The following is a 24,463-nucleotide window of genomic DNA, read 5'->3' as shown; positions in this document are numbered from 1 at the left end:
CCCTCCTATGTCCAAAGCCCAAGCCACCAGCGCTGACTCTGCGCCGTCCCACAACCAGCTCGATACCAAGGCCCAGGCCTGGTCGGCGCTGTTTTCCGAGCCCATGAGCGACCTGGTCAAGCGCTACACCTCCAGCGTGTTCTTCGACAAGCGCCTGTGGCAGGCCGACATCGCGGGCAGCCTGGCGCATGCCGAGATGCTGGCGGCCCAGGGCGTGATCAGCCAGGAGGACCATGCCTCCATCCAGCGCGGCATGGCGCAGATCACCTCCGAGATCGAGTCCGGCGGCTTCGAATGGAAGCTGGACCTGGAGGACGTGCATCTGAACATCGAGGCGCGCCTGACGCAGCTGGTGGGCGATGCGGGCAAGCGCCTGCACACCGGCCGCAGCCGCAACGACCAGGTGGCCACCGACGTGCGCCTGTGGCTGCGCGGCGAGATCGACCTGATCGGCGACCTGCTCAAGGAATTGCAGGTGTCGCTGGTGGACGTGGCCGAGCAGAACGTCGAGGTGATCCTGCCCGGCTTCACCCACCTGCAGGTGGCCCAGCCCGTGAGCTTCGGCCACCACATGCTGGCCTATGTGGAGATGTTCAAGCGCGATGCCGAACGCATGGCCGATGTGCGCCGCCGCACCAACGTGCTGCCGCTGGGGGCCGCTGCGCTGGCCGGCACCACCTACCCGCTGGACCGCGAGCGCGTGGCCAGGACCCTGGGCATGGAGGGTGTGTGCCAGAACAGCCTGGACGCCGTGAGCGACCGTGACTTCGCCATCGAATTCACAGCCGCCGCCAGCCTGTGCATGGTGCACGTGAGCCGCCTGAGTGAAGAACTCATCATCTGGATGAGCCAGAACTTCGGCTTCATCAAGATCGCCGACCGCTTCACCACCGGCTCGTCGATCATGCCGCAGAAGAAGAACCCCGACGTGCCCGAGCTGGCGCGCGGCAAGACCGGCCGCGTGGTCGGCCACCTGATGGGCCTAATCACCCTGATGAAGGGCCAGCCGCTGGCCTACAACAAGGACAACCAGGAGGACAAGGAGCCGCTGTTCGACACCGTGGACACGCTCAAGGACACGCTGCGCATCTTCGCCGAGATGGTCGGCGGCCAGCTGAACCCCGCCACGGGCCAGAAGGAGGGCGGCATCACCGTCAACGCGCCCGCGATGGAGCAGGCCGCGCTCAAGGGCTACGCCACCGCCACCGACCTGGCCGACTACCTGGTCAAGAAGGGCCTGCCCTTCCGCGACGCGCACGAGACCGTGGCCCACGCCGTGAAGGCGGCCACCACGCACGCCTGCGACCTGTCGGAGCTGCCCCTGGCCGTGCTGCAGGGCTTTCACCCGCAGATCGACAAGGACGTGTACGAGTGCCTGAGCCTGCGCGGCTCGCTCAATGCGCGCAACACCTTGGGCGGCACCGCGCCCGCGCAGGTGCGCAGCCAGCTGGAGCGCCACCGCGCGCGCCTGGGAAAATGAGACAACCCCCGGGGCGCTGCGCGCCTTTGCCCGTCTCTCGAATCGCCGCGCAGTTCGGGAAGGGGCACGCCGCCAGCGCACGCCAGCGCAGCGCCGCAGCCACGGCGGGGCGGCCCCTGGTGCGCCGGGGCCGCTGGCCTGAACCGTGCTAGGTGTGCGGATGCGCACCCCAGCGACCACATTCGAACAAACCGGAGTTCTGCCATGACGACCACTTCCCGCCGCAGCCTGCTGTCCCGCCTTTTGCGCACCACCGCCCTGACGGGCGCCGCGCTGACCGTGGGGCTGGCCTTTGCCCAGGCACCCAAGCCCATCCGCCTGCTGGTGGGTTTCCCGCCCGGCGGCGGCACCGATGCGATCGCGCGCACGCTCGCCGAGAAGCTCAAGGACGAGCTGGGCCAGCCCGTGGTGGTGGAAAACCGCCCCGGTGCGGGCGGCCAGATCGCCGCGCAGGCGCTCAAGGCCTCGGCGCCGGACGGCACCACGCTGTTCCTCACGCACGACCACACCATCTCCATCCTGCCGCAGGTGGTGAAGAACCCGGGCTTTGATCCGGTGCGCGACTTCGTGCCCGTGGGCGGCTTCGCCACCTTCGTGAACGCGTTCGCCGTCTCGGGCGGCACGCCGGCGAAGTCGTTTCCCGAGTACGTGGCCTGGGTGAAGGCCAGTGGCCACGGCAAGGGCGCGGTCGGCATTCCGGCACCCGCCTCCACGCCCGAGTTCCTGGTCAAGCTGCTGGGCCAGAAGTACCAGCTGGACCTGGTCTCGGCCCCCTACCGGGGCAGTGCGCCCATGATGGCCGACATGCTGGGCAACCAGATCAGCGCGGGCGTGGCCTCGGTGCAGGACTTCATGGAGAACCACAAGGCCGGCAAGGTGCGCGTGGTGGGCGTGCTGGGTACCAGGCGCCAGGCGGCCATGCCCGACGTGCCCACCTTCGACGAGATGGGCCTCAAGGGCTTCGAGGACCTGCCGTACTACGGCATCTACGCACCCACCGGCACGCCGCAGAAGTTCATCACCGACTTCTCGGCCGCGCTGGCCAAGGTCGTGGCCATGCCCGACGTGCGTGACCACCTCACCGCCATGGGGCTCACCGTGGGCCACATGTCGCCCCAGCAGCTGGCCGCCCGCCAGGCTTCCTACACCGACGCCTGGACCCGCATCATCAAGACGAGCGGGTTCGTGGCCCAGTAGTGGGGGTTCCGAAGGGCCGTGGCGCCAGCGCGGCTGGGCAATGAAATAGCCGCCAGCGCTTGTCAATCAAGCGCTGGCGGCTATTGTTTTTGTAGCAATGGAATGGAGCGCCCGGCGGTGCCCCCTGCGGCTTGTCCGGCTACAGCATGGCCTCGCGCTGCTGCTCGGCGCGCGACGCGCCGATGGCGGTTTCCACCTTCTTGACCTCTTCGGGCGGCGGCAGCACGGCGGGCATGCCCAGCGCCTCAATGGCCAGTTCGCGGCACCAGCCCTTGGTGTGGTAGAGGTGGTGGTCCTCGTCCTTTTCCACGGCCTTGTGGGCCGCTTTCAGCGTCTGGCCCACGTCCCCCGTGGCCACCTCGGCCACCTTGCCCAGCAGTTCCCAGTTGGCGTGGTCCTTGGTCTCGGCGTGCACCACGCATTCGCAGGCCACCAGCTGGGCGGCGGCGGGGTCGCCCGCCTGTTTCGCCAGCAGCATGGCCTTGACCAGGGATTCGCCGATGTGCTTGACCACCGCCCGGCTGGGTGACTGCGCGGCCGGGTCCAGGCCCAGGGCGTCGCACAGGCTGCGCACCACCTCCTGGTGGGTCAGGGTTTCTTCCAGATAGGTCTGCCATTCCTTCTTGAGATCCGGGTTCACGGCGCAGGTGAGCGCGGTGCGGTACACCTGCTCGCCGCCGAGTTCGGTCTCCATCATCTGGAGCACGAGATCATCAAGCTGGTGGCTGTCATAGTGGGCTTTGGGCATGGTTTCTCCTTCGGTGGTTGGGTTGGCAATGGGGTGTGCGCAGGGGGTGTTCGTTCATGCGAGGGTGCGGACCCTGGGTTCGCGCTCCCATTGACGGGTCTGTGCGGCCGCCAGGAAGCCCTGCACGTCGGCCGGGTCCACCACGCCCGCATCGGGCTCGATGCCCCCGGCCTGCAGGATGGCCTGGGTGCCCTTGCAGGCCGCGATGGCCTTGAGGTGCCCGAACGCGTCGCGGAACCAGTCCACGGCGGCGGCCTCCTGGGCCAGCTGCGCGCCCATCTCGGGCGACAGCACCGAGGCCACGGCGTCGAACACCACCGAGGGCGTGCCTTGCAGCTGCCCGTCGGCGGGCAGCTGCGTGCCGTCCCTGAGCCGGGCACCGCCCACCTTGGGCGCCACGATCTTGACGGTGGCGCCGGCCTTCTCCGCCGCCTTGCGCAGGTTGGCCACCGTGTTGCCGTTGGAGCCGTCGGCCACCAGGATGCCGATGCAGCGGCCCTGCAGCGTGGGCTTCATGCGGTCGATGATGCGCAGCGCGGGAGAGGGCGGCAGGTCCTGCACCGGATCGGCCACCGACGGTGCGGGGGGCAGGGCCTGCAGGCCCAGCCCGTCGGCCACGCGCCGGGCCAGCTCGGGGTCCACGTGCTGCAGGTGGCCCACCACGGCCTCGCGCACATGCGGCGTGCCCACCTTGGACAATTCGAACACCAGCGCGGACGCCATGTGCGCCTGCTCCAGAGGGCTCTGGCTGCGAAAGAACATGCGCGCCTGGCTGTAGTGGTCGGCGAAGCTCTCGGCGCGGATGCGCCCCTTGGCGCCGTCGTCCCCTTGCGCGAAATGCCGCATTCCCAGCGCCTGCGAGGCGCGCGGCGTATCGGACTGCAGGCTGCTGGGCTCATAGTTCACGCGGCCCTTGGGCACCTGCATCTGCATGTGGCCGTCGCGCTGCATGTTGTGAAAGGGGCACTTGGGCGCATTGATGGGAATCTGCGCGAAGTTGGGCCCGCCCAGGCGCGACAGCTGCGTGTCCAGGTACGAGAACAGGCGGCCCTGCAGCAGCGGGTCGTTGCTGAAGTCGATGCCTGGCGGCACATTGGCGGGGCAATAGGCCACCTGCTCGGTCTCCGCGAAGAAGTTGTCGGGCCAGCGGTTGAGCACCATGCGGCCCACGGGCTGCAGCGGCACCAGTTCCTCGGGAACGAGCTTGGTGGGGTCCAGGTGGTCGAACGGAAAGCGCTCCGCATCCTCTTCGGTGAAGAGCTGCACGGACAGCTCCCATTCCGGGAAATCGCCCGCCTCGATGGCCTCGAACAGGTCGCGCCGGTGGAAGTCGTTGTCCGCCGCCTGCAGCTTCACGGCCTCGTCCCACACCGTGGACTGGATGCCCAGCTTGGGGCGCCAGTGGAATTTCACGAAGGTGCTGTCGCCCGCGGCGTTGATCAGGCGGAAGCTGTGCACGCCGAAGCCTTCCATCATGCGCAGGCTGCGCGGGATGGTGCGGTCGCTCATCGCCCACATGATCATGTGCAGCGACTCGGGCATCAGCGAGATGAAATCCCAGAAGGTGTCGTGCGCGCTGGCCGCCTGGGGAAACGCACGGTCGGGCTCCATCTTGACGGCGTGCACGAGGTCGGGAAACTTCATCGCGTCCTGGATGAAGAACACGGGGATGTTGTTGCCCACCAGGTCCCAGTTGCCCTCGGGGGTATAGAACTTGACGGCGAAGCCGCGCACATCGCGCGGCGTGTCCACCGAACCGGCGCCGCCCGCCACGGTGGAAAAGCGCGTGAACACGGGTGTCTGAACGCCCACCTCCGTGAGCACACGGGCGGTGGTGTACTGCTTGAGCGAATGGGTGAGCTCGAAGAAACCGTGGGCCGCCGAGCCGCGCGCGTGCACGATGCGCTCGGGAATGCGCTCGTGGTCGAAGTGGGTGATCTTCTCGCGCAGGATGAAATCCTCGAGCAGCGTGGGGCCGCGCGGCGACGAACGCAGGGAGTTCTGGTTGTCCGCCACGGGAATGCCCAGCTGCGTGGTGAGCACGGGGTGCTTGCCGCCAGCTTGCTGCTGCAACTCGCCCGCGTTGCCGCGGTAGGTGTCGGCCTGGGTGGAGGAGGGAGCAGCGGGCAGCGTCTTCTTTGCCGCGCCGCGGGTGGTGGGGGTTCGTGCCATGGGCGCTCCTGAACGGTGGGAAGGAAGGGAAACAAACCCCCATCTTTGAGGGCCACACGCCGCCGCGGGGTAGGACGCCACCGTATCGGGCCGTCGTCGGCGGGCGGTGATCCGGCCGGCTGGCCGGATACGTAAGCGCTTGCAACGCCGCGCCGGGTGCAGTGCCGTTTTGTTACGCTTGCCGGTTCCTTCGGAGGGGACAGCGTGAACGCAAAGAAATGGATGCTGGCCACCAGCCTGTCGCTGGCGGCCTGGGGGGCGCAGGCCCTGCAGATCACCAGCTTTTCGCCGCAGGGCGAAGTGGCCCGGGTGCGGCAGGTGGTGGCCAAGTTCGATGCCGCTGCCGTCAACTTTGGCGACCCCAAGGCGCCCGCGCCGCTGGCCCTGAGCTGCAGCGATGCCGGGGCCACCAAGGGCACGGGCCGCTGGACGGGAGAGCGCGAGTGGGTGTTCGACTTCGAGCGCGACCTGCCGCCGGGGGTGCGCTGCACCGCCACCGTCAGGGCAGGGTTCAAATCGGCCGCTGGCGCTGAATTGACGGGCGCGAAAAGCTATCAATTCAATAGCGGAGGGCCATTCGTGCAGACCATCCGCCCGAACCCCTACCAGGAGATCGACGAAGAGCAGTTCTTCGTGCTGCAGCTCAATGGCCCCGCCACCACCGCCAGCGTGCAGGGCAATGTGTGGTGCACGGCCGAAGGCGTGGGCGAGCGCATCCCGGTCCGGTTGATCGAGGGCGCGCAGCGGGCCGAGATCCTGAAGGCGCTGGGCCTGGAGAAAAGCGCCGCGCAGGAGCCCCTGCAGTACGCCGCGCTGGCCTGCAACCGGCGGTTCACGTCCGGTTCGCGCATGCAGGTCGTGTTCGGCAAGGGCGTCGCCACGCCCAGCGGGGTGGTCAACGCGGTGGAAAAACGCTTTGACTTCAAGGTGCGCGAGCCCTTCTCGGCCGAATTCAGCTGTGAGCGGGAGAACGCGCAGGCGGCCTGCCTGCCCATCCGTCCGCTGCAGCTGTCCTTCAATGCCCCCGTGCCGCGCAAGCTTGCCGCGGCCATCCGCCTCAAATCGGCCAAGGAGACGCTCCAGCCCCGGATGGAAGGCGCGGGCGACGGCCAGGCGGGCGATGCGCTGGTGAACAGCGTGCAGTTCGCCGCGCCCCTGGCCGAGAACACGGCGTTCACGCTGGAGCTGCCCAAGGACCTCAAGGACGCCTCGGGCCGTCCGCTGCGCAATGCCGACAGCTTTCCGCTGAAGGTGGCCACGGGCGGCATGCCGCCGCTGGCCAAGTTCGCGGCGGCGCCGTTCGGCATCGTGGAGCGTTTTGCCGAGGGGCCGCGCTCCGACAAGCCCCCCGCCCTGCTGCCGGTGACGCTGCGCAATGTCGAGGCGGCGCTGCGCGTGCAGGGGCTGCAGCCGGGCGCCGAGGCGCCGGCAGGCAAGGTGAGCACGCTCAAGCCCCGCACCGATGCGGACATCATCGCGTGGTTCCGCAAGGTGCAGCGCTATGACAACTACGTGGTGAACCGCAAGCAGGCGCGGCAGGACGTGAGCGGCCCGCTGCCCAAGGCGCTGGACGAGGACAAGGAGTACGTGCAGTCGCGCATGCTGTCGCTGCTGGCGGGCAAGGGCGGGGTGAAGACGCTGGACCTGCCCAGGCCTTCCGGCAACGACCCGCGCCCGTTCGAGGTGGTGGGCATTCCCCTCACGCCTGGGTTCCACGTGGTGGAGATCGCCTCGCAGAAGCTGGGCGCCTCGCTGCTCGACGAACGCCATGGCGATGCCCGCACGATGTATGTGCGCACCTCGGCCCTGGTCACCAACCTGGGCGTGCATTTCAAGCTGGGCCGCGAGAACGCACTGGCCTGGGTGACCACGCTCGACAAGGGCCAGCCGGTGCAGGGCGCCACGGTGCGTGTGTCCGACTGCAAGGGCAACGAGCTGGCGCAGGCCATCACCAACGACCAGGGGGTCGCGAACATCGAGGGCCTGTCGTCCGAACCGCCGCGCTGCGGCGATGCCTACCACGGCGGCGATGGCGGCCAGGCCTATTTCGTGAGTGCGCGCCACAAGGGCGACGACGGCGTGGAGGACATGGCCTTCACCTGGAGCGACTGGCAGCGCGGCATCGAGCCCTGGCGCTTCAACGTGCCCACGAACAGCGCCCCGCGCCCCAGCGAGCGGGCCCACACCATCTTCGACCGCACCCTGTTCCGGGCGGGCGAAACCGTGTCGATGAAGCACGTGCTGCGCTCTGAAACCCGCCAGGGGTTCGCGCTGCCCGCGCAGCGGCCCGAGACCCTGGTCATCACCCATGTGGGCAGCGGCCAGCAATTCACCCAGAGCCTCGCATGGCGCGCGACCGCCACCGGGGGGCTGAGCGCGCAGAGCAGCTTCGCCGTGCCGCCCGCCGCCAAGCTCGGCGTGTACCAGGTGGAGCTGCGCAGCGATTCCGACAATGAGCGCAGCTTCAGCTCGGGCGAGTTCCGCGTGGAGGAATTCCGCCTGCCGGTGCTCGAAGGGCGCATTGCGCCGGCCGACAAGAAGGCGCTGGTGCGCGTGCGCTCGGTGCCCACCGACGTGCAGGTCAATTACGTGGCGGGCGGCGGCGCGGCCCATCTGCCGGTGCGGGTGTCCGCCCTGGTGCGCGGCAAGAGCCTGCAGTACGCCGACTACGAGGCCTTCAGCTTCAACCCTCCGCGCAAGCGCGCGCAGGCCTCCAGCGCGGGTGGCGACGACGAGGAGCCCGCCGCCAGCCAGGACGCGCGCGTGATCGCCGACAAGCTGCCGCTCACGCTGAACAAGGACGGCGCGGGCAAGCTGACCATCGACAACGTGCCCCAGGCGCGCGAACCACAGGAATTGCTGATGGAGGCCACGTATGCCGACCCCAACGGCGAGGTGCAGACCCTGCGCGGCACGCACACGCTGTGGCCCGCCGGCGTGGTGGCGGGCGTGAAGACCGAGGGCTGGGTCTCGGCCCGCCAGAAGATCCGCTACCAGGCCCTGGCGCTGCAGCACGACGGCAAGCCCGCCGCCGACACCTCGCTGCAGGTGCAGGCCATCGCGCGCATCACGACCACCACGCGCAAGCGCATGGTGGGCGGCTTCTACAGCTATGACAACCAGACCGAAACGAAAGACCTGGGCACGCTGTGCAGCGGCAAGAGCGACGCGCGCGGCCTGCTGCTGTGCGAGTCCAGGCTGGACGAGCCCGGGGAGGTGGAACTGGTGGTCACGGCCACCGACCGCGACGGCAACACCAGCGTGGCCGCCTCGTCGGTGTGGGTCACGCGCCAGGGCGAGCTGTGGTTTGGCGGCGAGGACCACGACCGCATCGACCTGCTGCCCGAGAAGAAAAGCTACCAGCCGGGCGAGACCGCCAAGTTCCAGGTGCGCATGCCGTTCCGCTTTGCCACGGCACTGGTGGCGGTGGAGCGCGAGGGCGTCATCGACACCCAGGTGGTGCAGCTCAACGGCCAGGACCCGACGGTGAGCCTGAAGGTGCAGCCGGATTGGGGCCCGAACGTGTACGTGAGCGTGCTGGCCCTGCGCGGGCGCCTGCGCGAAGTGCCGTGGTACAGCTTCTTCACCTGGGGCTTCAAGGCGCCGCGCGAGTGGTGGACCTCGTTCTGGTACGAGGGCAAGGAGTACCAGGCGCCCACGGCGCTGGTGGACCTGTCCAAGCCCGCCTTCCGGCTGGGCCTGGCCGAGATCCGCGTGGGCACGCAGGCCCACCAGATCAGCGTGAAGGTGGCGGCCGACAAGGAAAGCTATGCCGTGCGCGGCAAGGCGCAGGTCACCATCACCGCCACGTTGCCGGGCGGCAAGCCCGCCGCCAATGCCGAGGTGGCCGTGGCCGCCGTGGACCAGGCGCTGCTGGAGCTGATGCCCAACACCAGCTGGAACCTGCTCGAAGCCATGCTCCAGCGCCGCAGCTGGGGCGTGGAGACCTCCACCGCGCAGATGGAGATCATCGGCCGGCGCCACTATGGCAAGAAGGCCGTGCCTGCCGGCGGCGGAGGGGGCAGGGCGCAGACGCGCGAGCTGCTCGACACGCTGCTGCTGTGGGAGCCGGCCCTGCAGCTGGACGCCAACGGCCAGGCCAAGGTGACGGTGCCGCTCAATGACGCGCTGACCACGTTCAAGATCGTGGCGGTGGCCGATGCGTCCACCGGCCTGTTCGGCACCGGCAGCACCAGCATCCGCGCCACGCAGGACTTGCAGATCATCAGCGGCCTGCCGCCCCTGGTGCGCGAGGACGACCAGTTCCGCGCGCAGATCACGCTGCGCAACACCACCAAGGCGGCGATGAAGGTCGAGGTGGCGCCACGCGCCACGCTGCTGGAGCTCAAGCCCCAGACCGTCGACATCCCCGCTGGCGAGTCGCGCGAGGTGGCCTGGAACGTCACCGCGCCGGCCCAGCTGGCGCAGACGCGCTCCGAGTCCATCCTGTGGGAGATCGAGGCCAAGGACACCGTCAGCGGCGCGCGCGATGCCCTCAAGGCACGCCAGCGCATCATCCCCGCCGTGCCGCTCACGGTGCAGCAGGCCACGCTCGTGCAGGTGGACGGCAGCTTCAGCCTGGACGTGAACCCGCCCGCCGATGCGCTGCCGGGCCGGGGCGGCCTCAAGATGTCGCTGCAGCCCAAGCTGGCCGAGGGCCTGCCCGGCGTGCGCGACTGGTGGGCCCGCTACCCGTTCGCCTGCCTGGAGCAAAAGACCAGCAAGGCCGTGGGCCTGCGTGACGGCGCGCTGTGGCAGACCGTGGTGGCGCAGTTGCCCACCTACCTGGACAGCGACGGCCTGGCCAACTACTTCCCGCCGCGCGACGGCGACGCCAACCGGGGCAGCGACACGCTCACGGCCTACGTGCTGGCGGCCACGCACGAGGCGGCCAGCCTCAACCCCGCGTTTGCCCTGCCCGACGAGGCCCGCGCGCCCATGGAGCGCGGCTTGATCGCGTTCGTGGAAGGCCGCATCCAGCGCAGCTTCTGGAGCCCGCGCAAGGACCTGGACATGCGCAAGGTGGCCGCGCTGGAGGCTCTCTCGCGCTACGGCAAGGCCCAGGGCCGGATGGTCGGCAGCATCACCATCGCGCCCAACCAGTGGCCCACGCACACGGTGATCGACTGGGTGAACGTGCTCAAACGCGTGGCCGACGTGCCCGAGCGCGACAAGCGCCTGGCCGAAGCCCTGCAGATCCTGCGCAGCCGCCTGTCGTTCCAGGGCACCAAGCTGATCTTCAGCACCGAGCAGGACGACTACTGGTGGTGGCTGATGCAGAACGGCGACGTGAACACCGCGCGCCTGATGCTCGCGGTGATGGACGACCCGGCCTGGAAGGACGACATGGGCCGCCTGGCCAACGGCTTCATCAGCCGCCAGCAGGCCGGCGCCTGGCACACCACCACGGCCAACCTGTGGGGCGGGCTGGCGCTGGAGAAGTTCAGCGCCAGGTTCGAGGCCACGCCGGTGTCGGGCACCACCAAGGCCGCCATGGGCACCCACAACGCGGCGGTGGACTGGAGCAAGGTCGAGCGCGTGAAGACCACCGACCTGACGGGCGCTGCGCACCAGGCCACCTGGTTCGGCGCGCCTGCGTCGCCGGGCAACCTGAAGAACAACGGCATGTTCCTGCCCTGGGGCAAAGCGGGTGGCAAGGAGCCACTGGCCGTCACGCACCAGGGCCCCGGCAAGCCCTGGCTCACGCTGCAGTCGGTGGCCGCCATCCAGCTGAAGGCGCCTTTTGCCGCCGGGTACTCCATCACCAAGACGGTGACGCCCGTGGAGCAGGCCAACAAGGCGCTGCCGCCCGGCCAGTACACGCGCGGCGACGTGCTGCGCGTGACCCTGGAGGTGAACGCCAGCGCCGACATGACCTGGGTGGCCATCACCGACCCGGTCCCGGGCGGCGCCACCATCCTGGGCAGCGGCCTGGGCCGCGACTCGGCCATCGCCACGCAGGGCGAGAAGGCGAAGAGCGGCGCGGGCTGGCCCGCGTTCGAGGAGCGCAGCTTCGAGGCCTTCCGCAGCTACTACGAGTACCTGCCCAAGGGCACGGTCAAGATGGAGTACACCGTGCGCCTGAACAACGTGGGCGATTTCGCGCTGCCCCCGAGCCGCGTGGAGGCCATGTACGCGCCCGAGATGTTCGGCGAGCTGCCCAACGCGCGGGTCAAGGTGGAGGCGGCCAGGTAGCCGCGGCGCCGTGCCACGCCCCGTCATGAGCCGTCCCCGGAGCCGCGCGCCATGAGCCTCAGTGTCTTCGTGGAACTGCGGTTCTGGCTGCTGGTGGCGTTTTCCCTGGTGCTGCCCGCGGGCATCTATGGGCTGCTGCTGGCCACGCGCTCGATCTCGCGCATGGCGGTGCTGGGTTTTGGCGTGGCGCTGGTGCTGATCGCGGGCGTGGACGTGTACCTGCTGCAATCGCTCGCGGCCCTGGCCAAAGGCACGCCGTCGCTGGCGGACGACGCGGTGTTCATCTCCGAGCTGTCGATTGCCCTGTATATCCTGCCGGTGGTGTTCGGCGGCATCGGGGTCAACCTGATCTCGCACGTGCTGCTGCGCCACCTGACCGAGGCCGAAACGCGGTTCGACCGGGAGCATCGGGATGACTGACCGTGGCCGGCCCGTGGTGCCCGGGCGGGCGCGCAGGCCGTACAAGGGGTGGGCCGTGGCGGCCCTGTCCGCCTTCCTGGCGGCGCCCGCGGCGGCCATCGCGACTTTCGAGGAGGTGCGCGCGGACTTCAGACCGTCCGACACCGTGCTCCTCTCGCGCGAGGGCGAGGTGCTGCAGCGCCTGCGCACCGACACCACCGTGCGCCGTGGCCAGTGGGTGGCGCTGGCCGACATTTCACCCGCGCTGCGCACGGCCCTGGTGCTCAGCGAGGACAAGCGTTTCTTCGAGCACAGCGGGGTGGACTGGCAAGCCGCCTCGGCCGCCGCCTGGGGCAACCTGTGGAACCAGCGCACGCGCGGGGCCAGCACCATCACCATGCAGCTGGCGGGCCTGCTCGATGGGGACTGGCGCCAGGGGCCGGGCGGGCGCTCGGTGGCGCAAAAGCTCGGCCAGACGGTGGCCGCGCAGGTGCTGGACCGGCGCTGGCGCAAGGACCAGATCCTGGAGGCCTACCTCAACCTCGTACCCTTTCGCAGCGAACTGGTGGGCATCGACGCCCTGAGCCGCACGCTGTTCGGCAAGGCCGCCCATGGCCTGGACGAGCGCGAGGCGGCCGTGGCGGCCGCGCTGGTGCGCGCGCCCAACGCGCGCCCCGGCCTGGTGGCGCAGCGGGCCTGCGGGGTGCTGCGCGACATGCGGGCGCAGCAGCCACCGGCGCGGCCGCCATCCCTGGCCTCCGGCCGTCCGGCACAGCACCTGCCCCCCGTGGACTGCGATGCCCTGGACCTGTTCGCCACGGCGGCGCTGCAGCGCCGCGCGTTCGATGCGAGCGAGGGCGTGGCCCCCCACTTCGCGCGGCACTTGCTGCGCCAGCGCTTCAAGGAAGGGGGCGTGGTGCCCGAGCGCGTGCAGAGCACGCTGCGCGCGCCGCTGCAGCGCTTTGCCGTGCAGACCCTGCAGCAGCACCTGCGGGAGCTGCGCGGGCGCAACGTGGAGGACGGCGCGGTGCTGGTGCTGGACAACGCCACGGGCGCGGTGCTGGCCTGGGTGGGCTCGTCGGGGCCGCTGAGCCAGGCCGGCGAGGTGGACGGCGTGCTGGCGCCGCGCCAGCCGGGCTCCACGCTCAAGCCGTTCCTGTATGCGCAGGCCATCGCCGAGCGGCGTCTCACGGCGGCCTCGCTGGTGGACGATTCGCCCGCGCACATCGCCACCGCGGGCGGCCTGTACATCCCGCAGAATTACGACCGCCAGTTCAAGGGCTGGGTGTCGGTGCGCACCGCGCTGGCGGCGTCGCTGAACGTGCCGGCGGTGCGCACGCTGGTCATGGTCACGCCGGACGCGTTCCATCGCCAGCTCTCCGCGGCGGGCATGCCGCTGCGCGAAAACGGGGACTACTTTGGCTACAGCCTCGCGCTGGGCAGCCCCGAGGTGCCGCTGCTGCACCTGTCCAACGCGTTTCGCACCCTCGCCAACGGCGGGCGCCTGAGCCCGGTGGCATGGGCGCAGGCGCCCCCTGGCAAGGCCCCGGCCTTCGTCCCCGCGCTCGATCCGCGCGCGGCCTTCATCGTGGGCGACATCCTGTCCGACGGCAATGCGCGGGCGCGCACCTTCGGCACCGACAGCGTGCTGGCCACGCGCTTCTGGACCGCCGTGAAGACCGGCACCAGCAAGGACATGCGCGACAACTGGGCCGTGGGCTGGTCCGCGCGCTACACCGTGGGGGTATGGGTGGGCAATGCCAGCGGCGCGGCCATGCACGACGTGAGCGGCACCAGCGGCGCCGCGCCCATCTGGGCCGCGGTCATGGGCTTCCTGCACGCGCGCGAACCCAGCCGCGCCCCCAAGGCGCCCCCAGGCCTTGCCCGGGCCGCCGTGCAATTCGGGCCCGCCGCGCCACAGCCCGGTGGCGCGGGCGACGCCCGCCAGCCCCTGGAGGCGGCGCGGCAGGAGTGGTTCCTGGAGGGCACCCAGCAGTCCCTGTTTGCTATTGATTCAGGAGCTAACGGGCAAGACGAACCCAGCGCCAGCGCCAAAAGAACCCCCCATCCCCCGGGGCGGGAGGCCGGGGCGGCCGCGCCGGGCCTTGGCGCGCGCATCACGGCGCCGGCCCCCGGCACCATCATCGCGCTGGACCCGGATATCCCTCCCGCGCGCCAGCGCCTGCAGTTCACCGCCACGGGAAGCGGGTGGCTGTGGCGCATGGACGGCAGGCCGCTCGGGCGCGGCGCGCGCGTGGCCTGGATGCCCTGGCCGGGGCGGCACGTGGTGCAGCTCACCGATGCCCAGGGCCAGGTGCTGGACGAGGTCCGCATCGAGGTGCGCGGCGCGGGTGCCGTGGCGCCCGCACCCAGGGCCACTGCGCATTGACGCCACGAAATCCGAGGGATACGGTGTGACTTGCCGCCCGGCACGCCACAGGTAGACGCCTAGAATGGTTACAAGATATTTCTATGCCCTTTCTGCGCCAGTTCTTTTCCCACCGCCTGATCTGGCTGGCCCTGTTGGTCTCGCTGGGCATTGGCGCACTCTTCGCACGCACGATCTGGACCATTCGCGCTGACGAGTGGAACTACGCCGCCCAGACCAACGCCAATCTCGCGCGCACGCTGGAGCAGGGGCTGAGCTGGGCGCTCGACACGTTCGACAAATCGCTGGAAGGCGTGGCGCGCGAGGTGGGCAGGCCCGAGGTGTGGGCCCTGCCGCCCGACCTGCGCGCCCGGGTGGTGTTCGACAACTCCCTGCGCGCGCGTGGCGCGGGCGATGTGCTGGTGCTCGACACCCTGGGCAACGTGGTGCTCGATTCGGGCCCGCTGCCGCCGCGCCGGGTCAACTTCGCGGACCGCGACTATTTCACGGCGTTCCAGTCGGGCGGGCACCAGGGCCTGTTCGTGGGCAAGCCCGTGCCCTCGCGCGTGACCGGGCTCAACATCCTGCCGGTCTCGCGCGCCTACTACCGCCCGGACGGCAGCTTCGCCGGGGTGGTGGTGGGCGCCATCAGCCTGAGCTATTTCAATGAGCTGTTCGGTTCGCTCGACATGGGCCCCCACAGCGGCGTGAACCTGTTTCGCAGCGACGGCGTCGTGATCACCCGGTTTCCCTATGGCGACGCCGACGTGGGCCGCAGCCTGGCGGGCACCCCCAACCTGATCCGCTTCCAGAAGGAGGGCACGGGCACCTTCATCGGCACGTCCACCATCGACGGCATGGAGCGCCTGTATTCGTTCCGTCCCGTGGGGCGCTATCCGCTGATCCTCAACGTGGCGCAGTCCACCGACACCGTCCTGGCCAAGTGGTACCGCAGCGCCTGGGTGCTGGGCGGGTTCGCGCTGCTGCTGATGGTCAGCTGCGTGGGGCTGGCCACGCTGTTCGTGCGCGAGCTCACGCTGCGCCAGCAGGTCTCCGCGCGGCTGCGCGAGGCCGAACGCAACACGCGCACCATTCTCGACAACATGCCCTCGATGATCGGCTACTGGGATGCCGGGCTGCGCAACCGGTTCGCCAACCAGGTCTATTTCGAGTGGTTCGGCGTGCGGCCCGAGCGCATGCCCGGCATGCACCTGAGCGACCTGCTCGGGCCGGAGCTGTTCGCGCAGAACAAGCCGTTCCTGGACAGGGCGCTGCTGGGCGAGCCGCAACTGTTCGAGCGCACCTTCGCGGATGTGCATGGCGTTGCGCGCCACACCATGGCCTCCTACCTGCCCGACACCGAGGGCGGCAAGGTGCGTGGCATCTTCGTGCAGGTGACGGACATCTCGGAACGCAAGCGCATGGAGGACGAACTGTTTGACGAGAAGGAGCGCGTGCGCCTCACGCTGCAGTCCATCGGAGACGCGGTGGTCTGCGCGGACGCCCATGGAGCGGTCACGTACCTGAACCCGGTGGCCGAGCGCCTGACCGGCTGGCAGGCCTTCGACGCGGCGGGCCACAACGTGGACGAGGTAGTGAACCTGCGCAGCCCCGACAACGACGCGGTGCTGGCCAGCCCCTTGCGCCAGGCCATGGAGCAGGGCCTGGCGGTGGAAGCGGTGCGCGGCGTGGTCCTGCACCGCACCAGCGGGCAGCGCTTTCAGGTGGAGGAAACCTCCAGCCCCATCACCGACCGCCATGGGGCCGTGACGGGCGCCGTGGCCGTGCTGCGCGATGTGACCGAATCGGTGGTCATGGCCGAGCGCATGGCGCACCTCGCCCAGTACGACGCGCTGACCGACCTGCCCAACCGCGTGCTGCTGCAGGACCGCGCCCAGCTGGCCATCTCGCAGGCGCGCCGCGACGGCAAGTGCCTGGCCGTGATGTACCTGGACCTGGACGGCTTCAAGGACGTGAATGACACCCTCGGCCACGATGTGGGCGACCTGCTGCTGGTGCAGTTCGCCCAGCGCCTGAAGGCCGCCGTGCGCGCCTCGGACACCGTGTGCCGCCAGGGCGGCGACGAATTCGTGGTGCTGCTGCCGGGGCTGGACGGCGCTGAGCCCGCGTGCAGCGTGGCATGCAAGATCCTCGCGTCCTGCGACCTGCCTTTCGAGCTGGCGGGGCGGGTGCTGCAGATCGGGCTGAGCGGCGGCATCGCGCTGTACCCCCAGCATGGCGACACCTTCGACGCGCTTTCGCGCCATGCCGACAGCGCCATGTACGCCGCCAAGCGCGGCGGGCGCATGCGCTTCATGCTCTACCGGGGCCCGGACGAGGCGCCCGAGGTCGTGCTGGCCGACAACGCGGGAGGCCGCGTGCGCTGAGCATGCGGCGGTGCGACGCGGTGCGGGGAGGGGTGCCGCATGCCAGAACCCACAGGTGGGATCATGTTTTGCTATGAAAATAATAGCTTCTTGCGCTTGTGGAATAAGCGCCAGGCGGTGTTTTTGGTGAGAGTCCTGGAGCTTGCGCGGGCCCGCCCCGGCCTGCCTTGGAAATTTGTTGCAGCCCCGCGCAAATAATTTTGATGGCCCGCCAGCGCGCAAGTGCCTACCATCCGCGCAGTTCTTACCGTCCCCTGTGCAACCCCTTCTGGAGTGTCCGCGTGCCTGACTTGTCCAAAATCACCTGCATCGAAGACCTGCGTGTCATCGCCCAGCGGCGCGTGCCGCGCATGTTCTATGACTACGCCGATTCAGGCTCGTACACCGAGGGCACCTACCGCGCCAACGAAAGCGACTTCCAGCGCATCAAGCTGCGCCAGCGCGTGGCCGTGAACATGGAAGGCCGCAGCACGCGCACCACCATGGTGGGGCAGGACGTGGCCATGCCCGTGGCCATCGCGCCCACGGGCCTCACGGGCATGCAGCATGCCGACGGCGAGATCCTGGGCGCGAAGGCGGCCAAGGCGTTCGGCATCCCGTTCACGCTCTCGACCATGAGCATCTGCTCCCTCGAAGACATCGCCGAGCACACGGGGCGCCACCCGTTCTGGTTCCAGGTGTACGTGATGCGCGACCGCGACTTCATCGAGCGCCTGATCGACCGCGCCAAGGCCGCCAACTGCTCGGCGCTGCAGCTCACGCTGGACCTGCAGATCCTGGGCCAGCGCCACAAGGACATCAAGAACGGACTGTCGGCGCCGCCCAAGCCCACGCTCGCCAACCTCATCAACCTGGCGACCAAGCCGCGCTGGTGCCTGGGCATGCTGGGCACCCCGCGCCGCTCGTTCGGCAACATCGTGGGCCATGCCAAGGGCGTGGGCGATCTGTCCTCGCTCTCGTCCTGGACGGCCGAGCAGTTCGACCCGCAGCTCAACTGGGGCGATGTCGAGTGGATCAAGAAGCGCTGGGGCGGCAAGCTGATCCTCAAGGGCATCATGGACGCGGAGGACGCCCGCCTGGCGGTCGACAGCGGCGCCGATGCGCTCATCGTCAGCAACCACGGCGGCCGCCAGCTCGACGGCGCGCCATCGTCCATCGCCGCGCTGCCCGGCATCGCGGCCGCTGCCGGCAAGGACATCGAGGTGTGGATGGACGGCGGCATCCGCAGCGGGCAGGACGTGCTCAAGGCGCGCGCGCTGGGCGCCCAGGGCACGCTGATCGGGCGCAGTTTCCTCTACGGCCTGGGTGCCTTCGGCGAGGCGGGGGTGACCCGCGCGCTGCAGATCATCCAGAAGGAGCTGGACATCACCATGGCCTTCTGCGGCCACACCAACATCAACACGGTGGACCAGTCCATCCTGCTGCCGGGCACCTACCCCGCCTAACCGTGGCCCGTGCAACCGCGGCCGGCCGGTGCGCAGGACCTACAGCGTCTTCTGCAGCGCCGCGATCTCCCGCTGCAGGGTCTGCACCACGAAGTCCTCGCGCGGCTGCATGCGCGCCGTCATGGCGCTCACGCTGATGGCGCCGACCACCATGCCGCCCCGGTCCCGGATGGGCACGCCAATGCTGGTCACGCCCGCCACGGCGTAGTTGGTGATGCTGGCGTAGCCCCGCGCACGGGCGGTTTCCATCAGGTCCAGCAGGATCTGCCGCGTGAGGCCCCCGTAGGTGGCCAGGTGCGGCTCGATGCGGCCGAGCACCTCGGGCAGTTCGTCCTGCGGCATGAAGCTCAGCAGCGCCAGCCCCCCGCCGCCAATGCCCAGGGGCCGGCGCTTGCCCACTTCCACGGTCAGCACCTGGATCGGAAAGCTGCCGGACTGGCGGTCCAGGCAGAACGAATCCGCCCCGCTGCGCACCACCAGGAAGGCGGTGTCCCCCGTCTCGGCGCTGATGCGTGCGAGGAAGGGCGCGCACTGGTTGCGCAAATTGAAGTGGGTGGACGCCACCAGCCCGAGTTCGTAGGCGAAGTGGCCCAGCCGGTAGCGGCGCCGGGCGTCCTGCATCACCAGCCCCCCTTCGACCAGTTGCTTGAGCAGCCGGTGCACCGTGGGCTGCGCCAGGCCGCTGGCCGCCACCAGCGTGGACAGGCGGGCGCCGGACTTGTGCTCGGAGGAAATCAGCCGCAGCAGCCCGATGGCCCGGTCCAGGCTTTGAACGGTGGTCATGTCATCAAATTCACTGTAAATCCATATTGTGGACTTATTTGCTTTGGCGTCCGGCCGTGCAAAGGAATAATTCGATGGGAAATTTATTTCACTGACGACGATTCAACAATAAAAGTCCGTATTGCGGAATATTTGCATGTACCCCATCGATTTCTTCTACCGCGCTGCCCGGATGTATCCGCAGCGGGAAGCCCTGGCCGGCGGCGGCCAGGTGCTGACCTATGCCGCGCTGGCCGCGCGCGTGGACGCCGCCGCCTGCGCGCTGCAGCAGCTGGACGCCGAACCCGGCTCGCGCGTCGGCATCTGCGCCGGCAACACCGTGGACCACGTCGTGGCGCTGCTGGCCGTGCTGGCGGCGGGCAAGGTGTGGGTGCCGCTGAACTGGCGCAACCCGGCGGCGGAGCTCAACCGCATCATCGCGTTCACCGAACCCACCATCGTGGTGGCCGAGCCCGCGCACCTGGGCACGCTCGACCTGGCCGGCGTGAAGGCCGTGCTGGCGCTGGGCGAGGGCGGTGAAGCCCGCGCCACGCTGCAGGCCGCCGAGGCTGCGCACGCGGGCCAGCGGCCCCGGCCGCACGGCCGCTCGCGCGACGAGGCCCAGGCCATCAAGTTCACGGGCGGCTCCACCGGCGTGCCCAAGGGCGTGATGCAGCCCTACCGCGCGTGGGTGGCCACGCTGGTCAACCAGATCCAGGCGTTCGGTTTCGGCGCGGACGACCGCTACCTCATCTCGGCGCCCGTCACGCACGGCACCTCCACCTACCTGCTGCCCATCCTGGCGCAGGGCGGCTGCCACGTGCTGCCCGCCAGCAACAAGCCGGCCGAGCTGCTGCGCAGCTTCCGCGAGGATGGCATCACCACCACCTTCATGCCGCCCACGCTGCTGTACATGCTGGTGGCCGAGGCGCATGGCGAGCGCCTTCGGCTGCCCCGCCTCAGGCACCTGATCTACGGCGGCGCGCCCATGCCGCCCGAGAAGATCCGCGTGGTGCGCGAATGCTTCGGCCCCGTGCTGGAGACCACCTACGGCCAGACCGAGGCGCCGCAGGTGGTCAGCGTGATGCGCGCCGAAGACTTCGCCGACGAGGCCAACTGGCGCTCCGTGGGCCGCCAGGGCCTGGTGACCGACATGGCCATCATGAGCCCGGAAGGCGCCCTGCTGCCCACGGGCGAGGCGGGCGAGATCGTGGTGCGCGGCGACCTCATCATGAACGGCTACTGGAAGATGCCGGAGAAGACCGCCGAGACCATCGTGGACGGCTGGCTGCACACGGGCGACCGGGGCTACGTGGACGAGCGCGGCTACCTGTTCCTCAAGGACCGGCTGCGCGAGGTGGTCATCACCGGCGGCTTCAACGTCTACCCCATCGATGTGGAGAGCGTGCTCGACCAGCACCCGGCCGTGCACGAGTCCGCCGTGTTCGGCATCGAGGACGACAAGTGGGGCGAGGCCGTGCACGCGGCCGTGCAGCTCAAGCCCGGCGCGCAGGTGAGCGCGCAGGAGCTCATCGCCTTCGCCAAGGAGCACCTGGGCTCCGTGAAGACCCCCAAGGCCGTGCACTTCTACGCCGACCTGCCGCGCAGCGTGGCGGGCAAGGTGCACAAGGTCACGCTCAAGGCCGACATCACGCGCCTGGTGCGCCAGGAGCAGCCCGCATGAACAAGCCCGTGGAACGCCCCTACACCGAGCTGTGCACGCACTCGCCAACGTCGATCCACTACCGGGGCGACAACCTGGCCGAGGACGTGCTGGGCCAGCGCGGCTTCACCGACGTGCTGTTCTCGCAGATCCTCAACCGCCGGCCTGACGCCGACGACCTGCGCGTGCTGGACGCCGCGCTCATCGCCATCATGGAGCACGGCCTCACGCCGAGCGCCATCGCCACGCGCATGGTCTACATGAGCTCGCCCGAGAACATCCAGAGCGGCGTGGCAGCGGGCCTGCTGGCCGTGGGCAGCCAGTTCGTGGGCACGGTGGAGAATTCGGCCATCCTGCTGCGCCAGATCATCGATGCGCCCGAAGGCGTGGAGGCTGCGGCGCGCGCCACGGTGCAGCGCCACCGCGCCGAGCGCAAGCCCATCCCCGGCTTCGGCCAGCACATGCACAAGCCGGACGACCCACGCGCGGCCAGGCTGCTGGCCATCGGCCGCGAGCATCCGCGCTTCGAGGGGCGCTACCTGCAGGCCATCGAGGTCCTCTCGCGCGAGGTGGATGCCGCCTTCGGCAAGCACATCACCATCAACGCCACGGGCGCGGTGGGCACGCTGCTGGGCGAGCTGGGCGTGCCCCCGGCGATGATGCGCGGCTTTGCCGTCATCTCGCGCGCGGCGGGGCTGGTGGCGCACATCGCGGAAGAGCAGCGCATTCCGTCCGCCCGTTTCGTGTGGGACCTGGTGGACCACGAGGTGCCCTACCGTGGCACGGGCGAGGGCCACAACAAGGACCGGAGCGGCGAATGACCGGCACCACCCCTTCGCGCGACATCCTGGTCTGCGATTCGGTCACCCGCATGGGGCAGGACGTGCGGGGCCGCGTGGCCGTCGCCGCCTCGCATGGCGGCGTGTTCGCGGTGCACCTGGCGCTGCAGGAGGGCGTGGCCGGCCTGGTGGTGTGTGATGCGGGCGTGGGGCTGGAGCGCGCGGGCATCGCGGGCCTGGACCATGCCAACAGCCTGGGCGTGCCGTGCGCCGCCCTCCACCACCGCTCGGCGCGCATCGGCGACGGGGCCGACTGCGCGCGGCGCGGCCTGGTCTCGTACGCCAACGCGCGTGCCGTGCAGCTGGGCGTGCGCGTGGGCATGCCCGCCCTGCAGGCCGCGCAGTGCATGGCCGCTGCGGACCTGCAGGCCGTGGACCCGGGACCCTCGCCCGGCGAGGCGCGCAAGGTGCTGCCGGGACTGCATGGGCACCGCACCGTCGTGCTCATCGACTCGGCCTCGCTGGTGGCCGAGGAGGACCGCGACTGCGTGGTGATCACCGCCTCGCACGGCGGCTTGCTGGGTGGCCGGTTCGAGACCGCCATCAAGCTGCCCGTGTTCGCCGCGCTCTACAACGATGCGGGCATCGGCTGCGACGGCGCGGGCGTCTCGCGCCTGCCGGCGCTCGATGCGCGGGGCATCCCGGCTGCCACGGTGGCTGCCAGCAGCGCGCGCATTGGCGACGCCCGCTCCGCATGGGAGACCGGCGTGATCAGCCGCGTGAACCAGGCGGCCTACGCCCAGGGGGCGCGCGAGGGGCAGGGCGCACGCGACTGGGCCGAACTCATGGCGGCCGTGCACTGAGGCTGAAGGCCCGGCACAACCCACAAAGAAAGAGACATTCATGGCGACCACAGCACATGCAAGCAGCCCGGCAACGTCGGCCGCGTACTTCCCGCCGCTCGATGCGCTGCCCGGCCGGGGCCGTGTGGCGGGCAAGGTGGCGCTGGTGTTCGGTGGCGGTTCGGCTGGCCCCGGCTGGGGCAACGGCAAGGCCGCCGCCATGGTCTACGCCCGCGAAGGCGCGCGCGTGGCGGTGGTGGACATCCGCCGCGAGGCGGCCGAGGAAACCCGTGCCCAGCTGTACGCCGAGGGCTTCGACGCCGAGGCCTATGCCGCCGACGTCACGGACTCCGCCGCCGTGGCCGAGGTGGCGCGGCGCGTGCATGCGCGCTTTGGCGCCATCGACATCCTGCACAACAACGTGGGCATCACGCGCATGGGCAGCGTGGTCGACATGGACGAAGCCACCTGGCAGCAGGTGATCGACACCAACCTGACCGGCGTGTTCCTCACCTGCAAGCACGTGGTGCCGGTGATGCTGGCGCAGGGGCGCGGCGCCATCGTCAACATCTCGTCGCTGGCCTCGCAGCAGATCAACAGCTACCCGTACATGCCGTACTACGCGGCCAAGGCCGGGCTCAACCACTTCACGCGGGCGCTGGCCGTGCAGTACGCGGCCCAGGGCATCCGCGCCAACGCGGTGCTGCCGGGCGTGATCGACACACCGCTCATCCACCAGCAGATCGCCGGCCAGTTCGCCAGCACCGAGGAGATGCTGCGCACGCGCAACGCCGCCAGCCCCATGGGCCGCATGGGCCAGGCCTGGGACGTGGCCTACACGGCGCTGTTCCTGGCGAGCGACGAGGCGCGCTACGTGACGGGCGTGTGCATTCCGGTGGATGGCGGCAAGGGCTGCACGGGCAAGTAGGCCCTTCACGTTCCAGCGTTTCAAAGTTCCATTGATTCTTTCATTCCCACATTCGCAGGAGACAACACCCATGAACAAGCACCGAATGAACCGCCGCACGGCCGCTGGCGTCGCACTGGCACTGCTGGGGGCCGCGGCGGCGCTGCCCGCCGCCGCGCAGGGCGCCTTCCCTGACAAACCCGTCAAGCTGGTGGTGCCGTTTCCGCCGGGCGGCACGTCGGACATCAGTGGCCGCGTGCTGGCCGACGCCTTGTCCAAGGAACTGGGCCAGCCGGTGATCGTGGAGAACAAGGCGGGCGCGGGCGGCTCGGTGGGCGCGCGCTTCGTGGCCGAATCCAAGGCCGACGGCTACACGCTGCTGCTGGGCACCACCAGCACCAACGGCACGAATTCGGCGGTGTACAAGAACCTGAGCTTCGATGCGCTCAAGAGCTTCACGCCCATCACCCGCATCCTGTCGGTGCCGGGGGTGCTGGCCATCAACAAGAGCTTCCCCGCCAAGAACTATGCGGAGTTCGCCAAGCTCGTGGGCCAGTCGCCCGGCAAGTATTCGTATGCCTCCTCGGGCAACGGCGGCGCCACCCACATGGCGATGGAGTACTACAAGTCGCTCAGCGGCCTGCGCGTGGTGCATGTTCCCTACCGGGGCACGGGCCCGGCGCTCAATGATGTGATCGGCGGCCAGGTCGAGATGATCTACGACACGCTCGCATCGTCCATGCCGCATATCAAGGCCGGCAACCTGGTGCCCATGGCCCTGGCCACGCCCCGGCGCCTGAAGGAATTGCCCGAGGTGCCCACCTTCGCGGAGCTGGGCCTCAAGAGCGCCAACGAAGGCTTCTGGAACGGCGTGCTGGCGCCCGCCGGCCTGCCCGCCGATGTGCTGGAGAAGCTGCACGGCGCCATCGTGCGTGCGCTGCGCACGCCGATGGTGCAGGAGAAGTTCGCCGCCGCCGGTGCCATCACGGTCGAGGACACGCCCGCGGCCTTCGCCAAGATCATTGCCGACGACATCGTGAAGTGGAAGAAGGTGGCCGAGACCAGCCACATCACGGCGGACTGACCGTCTGGCCGTCTGACTGACCGGGCCGCTGACGT

15 protein-coding genes are annotated in these 24,463 nt (G+C 69.6%); 12 read left to right on the top strand and 3 right to left on the bottom strand.

What is annotated here, in order from left to right; translation table 11 throughout:
• The first annotated feature begins 7 nt into the window (after positions 1-7).
• Both argH and AC07PV_RS15335 read left to right on the top strand, forming a co-directional pair.
• Entirely contained in the window at positions 8-1,480 is a 1,473-nt protein-coding gene (gene argH / locus AC07PV_RS15340; protein WP_218295655.1) for an argininosuccinate lyase, read from the top strand.
• A gap of 204 nt (positions 1,481-1,684) precedes the next feature.
• Positions 1,685-2,677, top strand: coding sequence for a Bug family tripartite tricarboxylate transporter substrate binding protein (locus AC07PV_RS15335; protein WP_492807442.1), 993 nt, complete (start codon positions 1,685-1,687; stop codon positions 2,675-2,677).
• A 139-nt stretch (positions 2,678-2,816) separates the two neighbouring features.
• Here the strand turns inward: AC07PV_RS15335 and AC07PV_RS15330 are convergent, their stop codons facing one another.
• Together AC07PV_RS15330 and AC07PV_RS15325 are read right to left on the bottom strand one after the other, a co-directional pair.
• A complete protein-coding gene (locus AC07PV_RS15330) occupies positions 2,817-3,425 on the bottom strand; it encodes a hypothetical protein (RefSeq protein WP_492244173.1) in 609 nt (202 codons plus the stop codon).
• A 54-nt stretch (positions 3,426-3,479) separates the two neighbouring features.
• Positions 3,480-5,597 carry a catalase gene (locus AC07PV_RS15325; protein ID WP_494630641.1) on the bottom strand — a complete coding sequence of 706 codons (2,118 nt, stop codon included), beginning with the start codon at positions 5,595-5,597 and terminating at the stop codon, positions 3,480-3,482.
• A 222-nt stretch (positions 5,598-5,819) separates the two neighbouring features.
• Here AC07PV_RS15325 and AC07PV_RS15320 point away from each other — a divergent pair, with 222 nt between their 5' ends.
• From AC07PV_RS15320 to AC07PV_RS15300, 5 genes are all read left to right on the top strand, one after another.
• Entirely contained in the window at positions 5,820-11,792 is a 5,973-nt protein-coding gene (locus AC07PV_RS15320; protein ID WP_494630790.1) for an alpha-2-macroglobulin family protein, read from the top strand.
• A 51-nt stretch (positions 11,793-11,843) separates the two neighbouring features.
• On the top strand, positions 11,844-12,212 hold the full coding sequence (locus AC07PV_RS15315) for a hypothetical protein (protein WP_218295651.1): 369 nt from the start codon (positions 11,844-11,846) through the stop codon (positions 12,210-12,212).
• Positions 12,205-14,580 carry a penicillin-binding protein 1C gene (pbpC, locus tag AC07PV_RS15310; protein WP_494630639.1) on the top strand — a complete coding sequence of 792 codons (2,376 nt, stop codon included), beginning with the start codon at positions 12,205-12,207 and terminating at the stop codon, positions 14,578-14,580. The genes AC07PV_RS15315 and pbpC overlap by 8 nt, the downstream gene beginning before the upstream one ends.
• An 83-nt stretch (positions 14,581-14,663) precedes the next feature.
• The gene (locus AC07PV_RS15305; protein ID WP_492807437.1) at positions 14,664-16,946 is read left to right on the top strand and encodes a bifunctional diguanylate cyclase/phosphodiesterase; all 2,283 of its coding nucleotides are present in this window, start codon (positions 14,664-14,666) and stop codon (positions 16,944-16,946) included.
• Between the two features lie 281 nt (positions 16,947-17,227).
• A complete protein-coding gene (locus tag AC07PV_RS15300; RefSeq protein WP_369643037.1) occupies positions 17,228-18,391 on the top strand; it encodes an alpha-hydroxy acid oxidase in 1,164 nt (387 codons plus the stop codon).
• Positions 18,392-18,430: 39 nt separating this feature from the next.
• Here AC07PV_RS15300 and AC07PV_RS15295 read toward each other — a convergent pair whose 3' ends face one another.
• Entirely contained in the window at positions 18,431-19,174 is a 744-nt protein-coding gene (locus tag AC07PV_RS15295; protein ID WP_494630638.1) for an IclR family transcriptional regulator, read from the bottom strand.
• Between the two features lie 136 nt (positions 19,175-19,310).
• On the opposite strand from AC07PV_RS15295, the gene AC07PV_RS15290 reads away from it, so the two are divergent.
• The 5 genes from AC07PV_RS15290 to AC07PV_RS15270 all read left to right on the top strand — a co-directional run bounded on the left by AC07PV_RS15290 (position 19,311) and on the right by AC07PV_RS15270 (position 24,428).
• Entirely contained in the window at positions 19,311-20,837 is a 1,527-nt protein-coding gene (locus AC07PV_RS15290; RefSeq protein WP_494630637.1) for a class I adenylate-forming enzyme family protein, read from the top strand.
• The gene (locus AC07PV_RS15285; RefSeq protein ID WP_218295646.1) at positions 20,834-21,637 is read left to right on the top strand and encodes a citryl-CoA lyase; all 804 of its coding nucleotides are present in this window, start codon (positions 20,834-20,836) and stop codon (positions 21,635-21,637) included. The genes AC07PV_RS15290 and AC07PV_RS15285 overlap by 4 nt, the downstream gene beginning before the upstream one ends.
• Positions 21,634-22,458, top strand: coding sequence for a hypothetical protein (locus AC07PV_RS15280; protein WP_494630636.1), 825 nt, complete (start codon positions 21,634-21,636; stop codon positions 22,456-22,458). Before AC07PV_RS15285 ends, AC07PV_RS15280 begins: the two co-directional genes overlap by 4 nt.
• A 40-nt stretch (positions 22,459-22,498) precedes the next feature.
• The gene (locus tag AC07PV_RS15275) at positions 22,499-23,365 is read left to right on the top strand and encodes an SDR family NAD(P)-dependent oxidoreductase (protein ID WP_494630635.1); all 867 of its coding nucleotides are present in this window, start codon (positions 22,499-22,501) and stop codon (positions 23,363-23,365) included.
• A 70-nt stretch (positions 23,366-23,435) separates the two neighbouring features.
• The gene (locus AC07PV_RS15270; RefSeq protein ID WP_494595430.1) at positions 23,436-24,428 is read left to right on the top strand and encodes a Bug family tripartite tricarboxylate transporter substrate binding protein; all 993 of its coding nucleotides are present in this window, start codon (positions 23,436-23,438) and stop codon (positions 24,426-24,428) included.
• Positions 24,429-24,463 lie beyond the last annotated feature (35 nt).

It is taken from the genome of Acidovorax sp. GW821-FHT09A11 (assembly GCF_059418365.1).
The sequence above is the reverse complement of the archived record's forward strand: the minus strand, read 5'-3'. Positions and strand labels throughout refer to the sequence as shown.

Excerpts from the sequence above, each read along its gene's own strand:
- argH (WP_218295655.1), top strand. The coding sequence starts at position 8 with ATGTCCAAAGCCCAAGCCACCAGCGCTGACTCTGCGCCGTCCCACAAC.
- AC07PV_RS15335 (WP_492807442.1), top strand. The coding sequence starts at position 1,685 with ATGACGACCACTTCCCGCCGCAGCCTGCTGTCCCGCCTTTTGCGCACC.
- AC07PV_RS15330 (WP_492244173.1), bottom strand. The coding sequence starts at position 3,425 with ATGCCCAAAGCCCACTATGACAGCCACCAGCTTGATGATCTCGTGCTC.
- AC07PV_RS15325 (WP_494630641.1), bottom strand. The coding sequence starts at position 5,597 with ATGGCACGAACCCCCACCACCCGCGGCGCGGCAAAGAAGACGCTGCCC.
- AC07PV_RS15320 (WP_494630790.1), top strand. The coding sequence starts at position 5,820 with ATGCTGGCCACCAGCCTGTCGCTGGCGGCCTGGGGGGCGCAGGCCCTG.
- AC07PV_RS15315 (WP_218295651.1), top strand. The coding sequence starts at position 11,844 with ATGAGCCTCAGTGTCTTCGTGGAACTGCGGTTCTGGCTGCTGGTGGCG.
- pbpC (WP_494630639.1), top strand. The coding sequence starts at position 12,205 with ATGACTGACCGTGGCCGGCCCGTGGTGCCCGGGCGGGCGCGCAGGCCG.
- AC07PV_RS15305 (WP_492807437.1), top strand. The coding sequence starts at position 14,664 with ATGCCCTTTCTGCGCCAGTTCTTTTCCCACCGCCTGATCTGGCTGGCC.
- AC07PV_RS15295 (WP_494630638.1), bottom strand. The coding sequence starts at position 19,174 with ATGACCACCGTTCAAAGCCTGGACCGGGCCATCGGGCTGCTGCGGCTG.
- AC07PV_RS15290 (WP_494630637.1), top strand. The coding sequence starts at position 19,311 with ATGTACCCCATCGATTTCTTCTACCGCGCTGCCCGGATGTATCCGCAG.
- AC07PV_RS15285 (WP_218295646.1), top strand. The coding sequence starts at position 20,834 with ATGAACAAGCCCGTGGAACGCCCCTACACCGAGCTGTGCACGCACTCG.
- AC07PV_RS15280 (WP_494630636.1), top strand. The coding sequence starts at position 21,634 with ATGACCGGCACCACCCCTTCGCGCGACATCCTGGTCTGCGATTCGGTC.
- AC07PV_RS15275 (WP_494630635.1), top strand. The coding sequence starts at position 22,499 with ATGGCGACCACAGCACATGCAAGCAGCCCGGCAACGTCGGCCGCGTAC.
- AC07PV_RS15270 (WP_494595430.1), top strand. The coding sequence starts at position 23,436 with ATGAACAAGCACCGAATGAACCGCCGCACGGCCGCTGGCGTCGCACTG.